This is a genomic window from Actinophytocola sp. (assembly GCF_036402745.1).
GTDB lineage: Bacteria > Actinomycetota > Actinomycetes > Mycobacteriales > Pseudonocardiaceae > Actinophytocola.
In genome coordinates, this window is sequence record NZ_DASWSJ010000268.1 from 24,717 (window position 1) to 33,826 (window position 9,110).

11 protein-coding genes and 2 pseudogenes are annotated in these 9,110 nt (G+C 73.3%); 6 read left to right on the forward strand and 7 right to left on the reverse strand.

The genetic code is table 11. The features are described from left to right. Positions 1-4 precede the first annotated feature (4 nt). Entirely contained in the window at positions 5-1,282 is a 1,278-nt protein-coding gene (locus tag VGD70_RS25455; RefSeq protein ID WP_331085580.1) for a M1 family metallopeptidase, read from the forward strand. Here the strand turns inward: VGD70_RS25455 and VGD70_RS25460 are convergent. Next, the gene (locus VGD70_RS25460; RefSeq protein ID WP_331085582.1) at positions 1,236-1,463 is read right to left on the reverse strand and encodes a hypothetical protein; all 228 of its coding nucleotides are present in this window, start codon (positions 1,461-1,463) and stop codon (positions 1,236-1,238) included. The two genes, VGD70_RS25455 and VGD70_RS25460, sit on opposite strands and share 47 nt — an antisense overlap. A gap of 76 nt (positions 1,464-1,539) precedes the next feature. Further along, positions 1,540-1,722, reverse strand: a complete 183-nt coding sequence (locus tag VGD70_RS25465; RefSeq protein ID WP_331085583.1) for an RGCVC family protein — start codon at positions 1,720-1,722, stop codon at positions 1,540-1,542. A gap of 351 nt (positions 1,723-2,073) precedes the next feature. On the opposite strand from VGD70_RS25465, the gene VGD70_RS25470 reads away from it, so the two are divergent. The 5 genes and pseudogenes from VGD70_RS25470 (at position 2,074) to VGD70_RS25490 (ending at position 4,726) form a co-directional block, all read left to right on the forward strand. Next, complete coding sequence (locus tag VGD70_RS25470; protein ID WP_331085585.1) at positions 2,074-2,301, forward strand: DUF5994 family protein; 228 nt, start codon at positions 2,074-2,076, stop codon at positions 2,299-2,301. Between the two features lie 139 nt (positions 2,302-2,440). Further along, positions 2,441-2,698 (forward strand): annotated as a pseudogene (locus VGD70_RS25475) (acyl-CoA desaturase); the annotation flags it as partial. A gap of 5 nt (positions 2,699-2,703) precedes the next feature. Then, a complete protein-coding gene (locus VGD70_RS25480; RefSeq protein ID WP_331085587.1) occupies positions 2,704-3,282 on the forward strand; it encodes a GNAT family N-acetyltransferase in 579 nt (192 codons plus the stop codon). A gap of 15 nt (positions 3,283-3,297) precedes the next feature. Next, on the forward strand, positions 3,298-3,903 hold the full coding sequence (locus VGD70_RS25485) for a DUF6292 family protein (protein WP_331085589.1): 606 nt from the start codon (positions 3,298-3,300) through the stop codon (positions 3,901-3,903). After that, positions 3,890-4,726 carry a transglutaminase family protein gene (locus VGD70_RS25490; RefSeq protein WP_331085591.1) on the forward strand — a complete coding sequence of 279 codons (837 nt, stop codon included), beginning with the start codon at positions 3,890-3,892 and terminating at the stop codon, positions 4,724-4,726. Before VGD70_RS25485 ends, VGD70_RS25490 begins: the two co-directional genes overlap by 14 nt. A gap of 80 nt (positions 4,727-4,806) precedes the next feature. Here VGD70_RS25490 and ptsP read toward each other — a convergent pair whose 3' ends face one another. The 5 genes and pseudogenes from ptsP to VGD70_RS25515 form a co-directional block, all read right to left on the reverse strand. Further along, positions 4,807-6,447, reverse strand: coding sequence for a phosphoenolpyruvate--protein phosphotransferase (gene ptsP, locus VGD70_RS25495; RefSeq protein ID WP_331085593.1), 1,641 nt, complete (start codon positions 6,445-6,447; stop codon positions 4,807-4,809). Beyond that, positions 6,440-6,727, reverse strand: coding sequence for an HPr family phosphocarrier protein (locus VGD70_RS25500; protein WP_331085595.1), 288 nt, complete (start codon positions 6,725-6,727; stop codon positions 6,440-6,442). Before VGD70_RS25500 ends, ptsP begins: the two co-directional genes overlap by 8 nt. A 153-nt stretch (positions 6,728-6,880) precedes the next feature. Beyond that, entirely contained in the window at positions 6,881-7,921 is a 1,041-nt protein-coding gene (locus tag VGD70_RS25505) for a zinc-dependent dehydrogenase (RefSeq protein WP_331085597.1), read from the reverse strand. After that, entirely contained in the window at positions 7,918-8,382 is a 465-nt protein-coding gene (locus tag VGD70_RS25510) for a PTS sugar transporter subunit IIA (protein ID WP_331085599.1), read from the reverse strand. Before VGD70_RS25510 ends, VGD70_RS25505 begins: the two co-directional genes overlap by 4 nt. After that, positions 8,375-9,110 (reverse strand): annotated as a pseudogene (locus VGD70_RS25515) (PTS mannitol transporter subunit IIBC); the annotation flags it as partial. The pseudogene VGD70_RS25515 and the gene VGD70_RS25510, both read right to left, overlap by 8 nt.

The window sequence follows — 9,110 nt, forward strand, 5'->3', positions numbered from 1 at the left end:
GACCATGCCGATCCGGGATGCCGACCTGCTGGGGCACGGCAACCGCGGCTACCGCGTGTGGCACTACGACCTCGAGCTGGCGTACAAGCCCTCGACCGGCCGGCTCTCCGGGGTGGCCACGGTGTCCGCGGTGGCCGAGGAGGCGCTGTCCGCGTTCGCGCTCGACCTCGGCCCGTTCACCGTCGACCGGCTCACGGTCGACGGCAAGCCGGCGCGGTGGACCCACCGGGGCGGGAAGCTGCGGGTGCGGATCGGCGCGCCGGTGCCGCGCGGGTCGCTGTTCTCCGTGGAGCTGCGCTACGCCGGGCGGCCGGCCCCGATCCGCACCCGGCACTGGGGCGAGGTGGGCTGGGACGAGCTGACCGACGGCGCGCTCGTGGCGAGCCAGCCGGTGGGCGCGCCGTCGTGGTTCCCGTGCAACGACACGGTGTCCGGCAAGGCCACCTTCCGGATCGGGCTGACCGTGCCCAGCGACTACGCGGTGCTGGTCACCGGCGTGCTCACCGAGCGGTCGTCGTCGGGGAGCACCACGCGGTGGGAGTACGTGCAGGACGCGCCGACCGCGTGCTACCTGGCGACCGTCCAGATCGGACGCTACGAGTCGGAGACGCTGGCGGACGGGCAGTACGCGGCGGTGCCCCGGTCGCTGCTGCGGTCGTTCCGGCACGACTTCGGCCGGCAGCCGTCGATGATGGCGTTGTTCACGGACCTGTTCGGGCCGTACCCGTTCGCCGAGTACGCGGTCGTGGTGACCGAGGACGAGCTCGAGGTGCCGGTGGAGGCCCAGGGGCTGTCGATCTTCGGTGCCAACCACGTCGACGGGCGCCGCGGGTTCGAGCGGCTCGTGGCCCACGAGCTGGCGCACCAGTGGTTCGGCAACAGCGTGGGACTGGCGGACTGGCGCCACATCTGGCTCAACGAGGGCTTCGCCGCGTACGCGGAGTGGCTGTGGTCCGAGCGCTCCGGCGGCCGGCCGGCCGCGGTGCTCGCCGCCGTGGCCCGGTCACACCTCGCGGGCGAGCCGCAGGACCTGGTGATCGGCGATCCCCCGGCCCGGGACATGTTCGACGACCGGGTGTACCAGCGGGGCGCGCTGACCCTGCACGCCCTCCGCGAGTCGGTGGGTGACCGCGCGTTCTTCGCGATCCTGGCCGAGTGGACCGAGACCTACCGGCATGCCACGGCGAGCACCGACGACTTCGTCGCCGTCGCCCAGCGCCACACCGGCACGGATCTCAGGCCGCTGTTCGACGCCTGGTTGTTCGCCGCGCCCCTGCCCTGATGTCACGCCCGCGCCGGATGATCTCCGGGTCGCGCCGGACGAGCTCGGGCTCGATGTCCTCGACGTCGTCCTCGGCCGGCTGGTCGGCGAACTCGGGCTCGCGGAACAGGTTGTCGTACGCGGCCTCGCTGCGGGCGGGCGACGCTTCCTGCGGTTGGTTGACCGGATGGCTGAAGTGCATGCCGTTCGGTTTGGTGTCGGCGATGATCGGTGTCCTTTCGAGACAGTGAGCCGCTGAGCCTCTTGCTCAGCCGGCCTTACTTGCCGGTGCAGACGCAGCCGCGGCCCTGCTGCCCGTTGACGGCGGCGGTGGCGTTGCAGTAGCGGGCAGCGATCGCGTCGTGGTCCGGCCACGGGTGCGGACACACCGCGCACCCGGTGGCCACCTGGCCGTTGGCTTGTGGCCCGGAAACATTCGCGTGCGCGTCGGTTGCTGGCATCTCGCCTGCCCGTCCTAGTGTCGGTGCGGATCAAGCGGTGTCGGACACCGAGAGAATCGCGAATGGTTCGCGCCGCTGGAATCGCGGGTACAACGGTGTGACTGCCGGCGATCCCCCCGCACTGCGCTTACCGTACACCCCGGCCGTGAACGGCGGTTGGTTTTAGCGCTGTGGTGTAGGGTCAGGTTGTCGATGGCACCTCGTATGCTGGCGTTCGAGCCGGTTTCGTCGTCGGCTTGCCCGGTCCGGTCGACCTCTCGACCGGGGAGGAGCGCCGACATGTCGTCGGGCCCGCGAAATCCCTTTTCCGCCCCCGAAGCCGTTTCGGCCGAGCAGTCGCCGCGCACCAGCATGAAGCCGGCAGCGCCCACCACGGGGACCCCGGGATTCGTCGACGGCGCCTGGTGGCCCCGTTCGCGGGACGTGTCCGCCGAGCTGCCGACGCTGCTCCCGGCGTTGGCAGTCCGGCTGGGTCAGCCCCAGCGGATGGCCGACGACGACGGCACCACCACCGTCCTCGCCCGCCGCGCCCCCCGGTCCCGCGACGCGGTGCCCCGGCCACGGCGCGTGCCCGCCTGAGGACCACAGCACTGCTCGGATTTCCTCGGATCGTCTCGGGCAGCCCTACTCGCCGCGAGATGAGCACGTCATGACGACCGTCCTGGCCCGGCCGGAACCGCCGCGGAAGACACCGAGACCGATCCTGTCCGGGCATCGCTCGCTCTGCCACGTGATCGGCGACCGGCCGTTCGCCAGCCGGGACAGGTCCGCCGGCTGCTGGCCGGTGGCGATCCCGCCGGTGGGCGAGTCCTGGCACAACTCCCACCACGGTGTCCTACGTGGACAGATCGACAGCTCGGCCGAGGTCGGCCGGATGTTGGAGCGGCTCGGCTGGGTCTGGCAGGTCCGCCGGCCCACCCCGCTGCGCCTGGCCGGGTTCGCGACCCCCGGCCGCGCGTTGGCCGGTGGGCGGTGACGGCGTTGACCGCGACCACCGCCACGTTCACCACCGACCGGCTCACCCTGCGGGCCTGGCGCCTGACCGACGCGCCCGCCGCGCTGGAGATCTACGGCCATCCGGAGGTGGCGCGCTGGCTGAGCCCGGCCATGGACCGGGTACCCGACCTGGCCGCGATGCGCCTGCTGCTCCAGCAGTGGATCGCCGAGGACGAGCGGCTCACCGCGCCCGCCGGCCGGTGGGCGATCGAGCGGCGCGCGGACCACCGGGTGATCGGCGGCGCCATCCTGCTGCCGCTGCCGCCCGGCGACGAGGACCTGGAGATCGGCTGGCAGCTCGCCCCGGCCGAGTGGGGTAGGGGGTACGCGAGCGAGACGACGTTCGCGCTCGCCTCGTGGGCGTTCGGCCAGGGCGTCGACGAGCTGTTCGCGGTGGTGCGGCCGGAGAACACCCGGGCCGCGGCCACCGTCCGCAAGCACGGCATGCACTGGGTGGGCGAGACCAGCAAGTACTTCGGGCTCGACCTGCAGGTGTTCCGGCTCCGGACGGCCGACCTCGACCGCACCGCGCCGGCGGGGCACCAACCACCCAACTACGCCTGAACCGACCGGAGGGTCATGACCGCCACGACACGCCAGAGCGCCGGCCGACAGCCGCGCACGGAGTTCGCCGAGTCCCGCGCCACCGCGCAGCGGGAGCGGACCGACCAGCGCAGCCGCGCGGTCCGCACGGTCGCGAGCCAGGCCCGCGACCGGCACGAGTTCGTCGGGCTGCTGTCGATGCTGGGCCTGGACGAGGTGCCCGGCGGCTCGCTCGTGCTCGGCCCGATGCTGGCCGGCTACATCCGCCAGGTCGCGACCGAGGTCGGCGTGCCGGCCGAGGCCACCGGGTACGAGGTGAGCGACACCGCCACCGCGTACCTGGGGCTGCCCCAGCGCTGGCTGGAGCGACCCGAGCTCGACCTCATGCTCGTGTGGGACGAGCGGCTCGGCTGGTACGTCGGCGTCGAGACGGTCCCCGGCGACGCGCCGGTCGTGCTCGCCTACCTCGGCGGTGACGCGGTCCCGAACCCGGTCGTCGTGGCCCGGTTCGTCACCGACGCCGTCGCCGGCCGGCACGTCCACCACATCCGCCCGGTCCTGCCGCCGGCCGACCGCGCGGCGCTGGCCGACCGGATGGCCGCCCTGCGCTTCGGATCCGACGAGCGCCGTGCGGGCCGGTGACCTGACCAGGCCCGCCCCGCGCGACGGCGTGACCAGACGGCTGCGGGTGGGTTGCACGTTCGTCTACCAGGCGGACATCCCGACGCCGACCGTGTTCCAGATCCAGCCGGACTCGCCGCCGGTCGGCGAGGACCTCCGGCTCGAGCCCGACGGGCCGCTGCGCACCTACCGGGACCTGTACGGGAACCCGTGCCTGCGGGTGATCCTGCCGGCCGGCCGGGCCACGCTGGCATACGACGCCGTGGTGGACGTGCCGGACGCGCCGGAGGACGCCGACGAGAACGCGCCCGAGCTCGGCCCGGACGCGCTGCCCGACGACGTGCTCGTCTACACCCTGCCCAGCCGCTACTGCCTGCCCGACGTCCTCGGCGACGAGGCGTGGTCCCGGTTCGGCGGCCGGCCGCCCGGGTACCGGCGGGTGCGGGAGATCTGCGCGTACGTGCACCGGCACCTCGGGTTCAGCTACGGCAGCAGCACGGCCCTGTCCACGGCGAGCGACGTCAACACGACCCGGCTCGGGGTGTGCCGCGACTTCACCCACCTGGCGATCTCGTTCTGCCGCGCGCTCAACATCCCGGCCCGGTACGTGTTCGGCTACCTCCCCGACCTGGACGTGCCCCGGGACCCGGCGCCGATGGACTTCGCCGCGTGGATGGAGGTCTGGCTCGGCGACCGCTGGTGGACCTTCGACCCGCGCAACAACGCCCGCCGCAAGGGCCGGGTGGTCATCGGCCGCGGCAGGGACGCCGCGGACGTGGCGATGGCCACGACGTTCGGCGGTCCGACCCTGGAGTCCATGACCGTCCGAGCCGAACCGGCCTGACCGGCCGCCGGGGGCATCGGCGGCCGGGTCAGGCCGGCAGGTCAGGCGGCCGGGTCAGGCCGGCGGGTCAGGCCGGCGGGTCAGGCGCGGGCTTCGGCGACGGCTTGGCGGGCCGAGATCGCGTCGGGGGCGTCCAGCGCGAGGGCTGCCAGGCGTTCGCAGTCGGCGAGGGTGTGGGTGGCGAGGGCGGCGCGCACCGCGGCCACGCTCGGGGCGGACATCGACAGGCTCGTCACGCCCATGCCCACGAACACCAGCGCCAGCAACGGATCCCCGGCCGACTCGCCGCAGACGCCGACCGGCTTGCCGGCCTCGCGGCCCGCGCTCGCCACGCCGGCCACCAGCTCCAGCACCGCGGGCTGCCACGGGTCCAGCAGGTCCGCGAGGTCGCCGTTCATCCGGTCCGACGCCATCGTGTACTGGCTCAGGTCGTTGGTCCCGATGCTGACGAAGTCCACCACCTCCATCAGCCGGCGCGCCTGCAGCGCCGCGGCCGGGACCTCGATCATCACGCCCGCCGTCGGCAGCCCGGCCTTGCGGACCTCCTCGGCGAAACCGTCGGCCTCGGCCGCCGTGGCGACCATCGGGGCCATCACCCACACGTCGGCGGCGGTGGCGGTCGCCGCGCGGGCCACCGCCTCCAGCTGGTCGGCCAGCACGGCGGGATGATCGCGGGCGATGCGCAGGCCACGCACGCCCAGCGCCGGGTTGTCCTCGGCGGCCAGGCCGAGGAACGGCAGCGGCTTGTCCGCCCCCGCGTCCAGCGTGCGCAGCACGACCTTGTGGTCGCCGAGCGCGCCGAACAGCTCGGTGTACGCGCGCTCCTGCTGGGCCACCGTCGGCGCGGACGGCTGGCCCAGGAACAGGAACTCCGTCCGGAACAGGCCCACGCCCTCGGTGTCCGGGACGAGGTCCGCGACGCCGCCGACGTTGAGCATCAGCGGCACCGCGTGCCCGTCCTTGGTCCGCCCCGGCCCGGTGAACGCGTCCAGGCGTTCCCGTTCCCGGCGGGCCTCGGCACGGATCGACGCCACCTCGGCGGCGTCCACAGTGGACACCGCGCCGGTGGTGCCGTCCACCGACACCACGGTGGCGTCGGCGAGGTCCAGGATCCCGGCGCAGCCGACGACGGCCGGCAAGCCGCGAGCCTTGGCCAGGATCGCCGTGTGGCTGGTGGGCCCGCCGCGCCGGGTGACGATCGCCAGCACGGTCGACGGGTCCAGCAGCGCCGTGTCGGCCGGCGACAGGTCGTCGGCGACGAGCACGTACGGCTCCCCCGGCATCGGGAGGCCGGGCATCGGCTCGCCGAGCAGCCGGGCCACCGCCCGGTCGCGGATGTCGGCCAGGTCCGCGGCCCGCTCGGCGAAGTAGCCGCCGATCGCCGCGAACGCCTCCTGCTGCTCGGCGATCGCGTCGGCGATCGCCCACGCCGCCGGCCGGCCCGCGTCGACCCGGCGGGACACCCCGTCGGCGAGCGTCGGGTCGACGGCCATCATCGACTCGGTGTCCAGCACGTCCGCCGCCGCACCCTCGACCTGGCCGGACAGCCGGGTGAGCTCGTCGGCGACGAACCGCAGGGCCGCCGACGCCGCCTCGACCTCGGCCGCCGCATCGGTGACCGCCGGCGTCTCGGCGGGCAACGACGGCGGCGGCGACATCCGGTACATCGGCCCCGCGGTCCGGCCGGGGCTGACCCCGAGGCCGGCCAGCGACTCAGGCATCGGCGGTCTCGGTCTCGGCGTCCAGGTCGCGGGCGAGCACCTCGGCCACGGCGTCCAGCACGGCGTCGGCGCCCTCGCCGTCGGCCTCGATGGTGACCGTGTCACCGCCCCGGGCGCCGAGCGCCAGCACCGCGATGATGCTGCTCGCGTCGACCGGCTTGCGCTCCCCGGTGCTGATCCGCACGGTCACCGGCTGAGCCGCAGCGGTCCGCACGACGATCGCGGCCGGCCGCCCGTGCAACCCGATCCTCGACCCGACGACGACATCTCGAGTGACCACGTGTCCTCCTCGACAGTGTTCAATGGTTCGCTTCGCTCCTCCGCTACTCGCCGTCTTCCCTCCTCCCGTGCTCGGCGCTGGCGCGCCTGCGCGCGCTCGTCAGTCCAGACGGCGAACGCTCCGTCGCTCCCGCTCACGGGCTCCACCGTTCACTCAGGGTTCGATGGTGACCTTGATCGCCTGCCCGGAGGCGACCAGCTCGATCGCGTCGTGCAGTTGGGACAGGGGGAGCCGGTGGGTGATCAGGTCGTGCACCGGCACCTGACCGGACGCGATCAGCTGGAGCGCGCGCTTGTTGTGCGCGGGGCTGGAACCGTTGGCGCCGACCACGGTCAGCTCCCGGTAGTGCACCAGGTTGGAGTCCAGCGTGATCGTCGGCTTGTCCTTGGGCAGGCCGCCGAACATGCTGAGCCGGCCGCTGCGCGCGGCCATCTGCAGCCCGTCCTGCTGCGCGGCGCCGGACGCGGCCGCGGTGATCACCACGTCCACGCCGCGGCCGTCGGTGAGCTTGCGGACCTCGTCCACGGCGTCCACCTCTGCTCCGCAGATGGCCGCGTCGGGCTGGACCACGGCGGCCGACATGTCCAGCCGGGCCCGGTTCAGCTCGACCAGGAACACCCGCCGGGCACCGTTCGCGCGGGCCAGCCGCACGTGCAGGCAGCCGATCGGACCGGCGCCGATCACCACGACGTCGTCACCCTGGCCGACCCCGGCGAGCTCCTGCCCGTTGACCACGCACGCCAGCGGCTCGGCAACGGACGCCTCGGCGAAGCTCACGCCGTCCGGGATGCGGTTCAGCCCGTCCACCGCCAGCACGGCCTTGGGCACCACGAGGAACTCGGCGAACCCGCCGTCGTAGTGGTAGCCGACCGAGGTCTGGTTGGGACAGACGGTCATCCGGCCGCGCACGCAGTCCGCGCACGTGCCGCACGGCACCGCGGCGATGACCTGCACGCGGTCGCCGACCGCCCAGCCGGCGACGTTCGCGCCGACCTCGACGATCTCGCCGGCGATCTCGTGGCCGATCACCCGCGGCGGCACCAGGTGGTGGTGGCCGTGGTTGAAGATCTTCACGTCGGTGCCGCAGGTGGAGCAGTTGCGGACCTGGATCTTGACCTCGCCGGGCCCCGGTGCCGGCTCGTCGGCGTCCTCGAGACGGATGTCGCCAGGGGCATAGAAACGCGCGACCCTCATACTTCCAAGCCCTTTCCGATCGATTCCAGGAGCTCGTAGACGTCCTCGACGCTGCTCGAGGTCCGCAGCCGCTCCGCCTGCCGCGGGTCCATCAGGATCTGCGCCAGCGCGGACAGCACGGTGACGTGCTCGTCGCCCTTGGCTGCGATGGCCACGCAGATCGTCACGGGGTTGCCGTCCCAGTCGACACCGTCGGGGAACTGCAGGACCCCGAGCGTCGTCCGGCGGACCAGGGCGCGGCTCGCGTCCGTCCCGTGTGGAATCGCGACGCCCTCGCCGATGTAGGTCGACACCGAGCGCTCGCGCTCCAGCATTGTCTCCGGGTAGCCGTCCTCCACCCCACCGAGCTCGGCGAGCAGGGCCCCGGACTGGCGGATCGCGTCCCACTTGTCGGTCGCGGTCAACGCCAGCCGGATGCCCTCCCGGGGCAGGACGCCGGACCCCGTGTTCGGGTCAGCCACGAATCTCGCTGCCTTCCTTGATCGCGTTCTCGACCTGGTCGAACACCGGGTCGCCGAGGAACATCTGGAACGGCACGACCACCGCGTGCGGCACGGTCGCCCTGGCCCGGTCGGCGAGGTCGGCGTGGGTGAGCACCAGCCGCGCCTCGGCCGGGAGCTCGTTGACCGACACGTGCTCGACGGCGACCCCGTACGCCTTGAGCCGCGTGCGCATTTGGCTCGCGAGCATCACGCTGCTGCCCATTCCGGCGTCGCAGGCCACGTAGAGCAGGGAGACGTCCTTGCCGGAGATCACCGGGCGGGCCGGCGCGGCCACCGCGCCTGCGCCGTTGGTGACGCCGACCGGGCTCGCGACCGTGCCACCCGAGGCACGCTCGACGGGTCCGGCGGTCCCGGCCGTGGCGTCGGTGCCGACGGGCTCGCCCGGGACGGCCGCTTCGGTGACGGCCTCGGGGTCGGCCTCGCGACCGAACTTGAGGAGTGCGGCGGCGGCGATGAAGGCGACGGCGGTGGCCATCGCGATGGAGAGCAGGACGCTGACGTGTCCGCCGCGGGGGGTGACGGCCATGTAGGCGAAGATGCTGCCCGGGGCGGGGGTGGCGACGAGGCCGGAGTGGGTGATCATGGCGGTGCCGACGCCGGCCATGCCGCCGGCGATGGCGGCGATGATGAGTTTGGGTTTCATCAGCAGGTAGGGGAAGTAGATCTCGTGGATGCCGCCGAGGAAG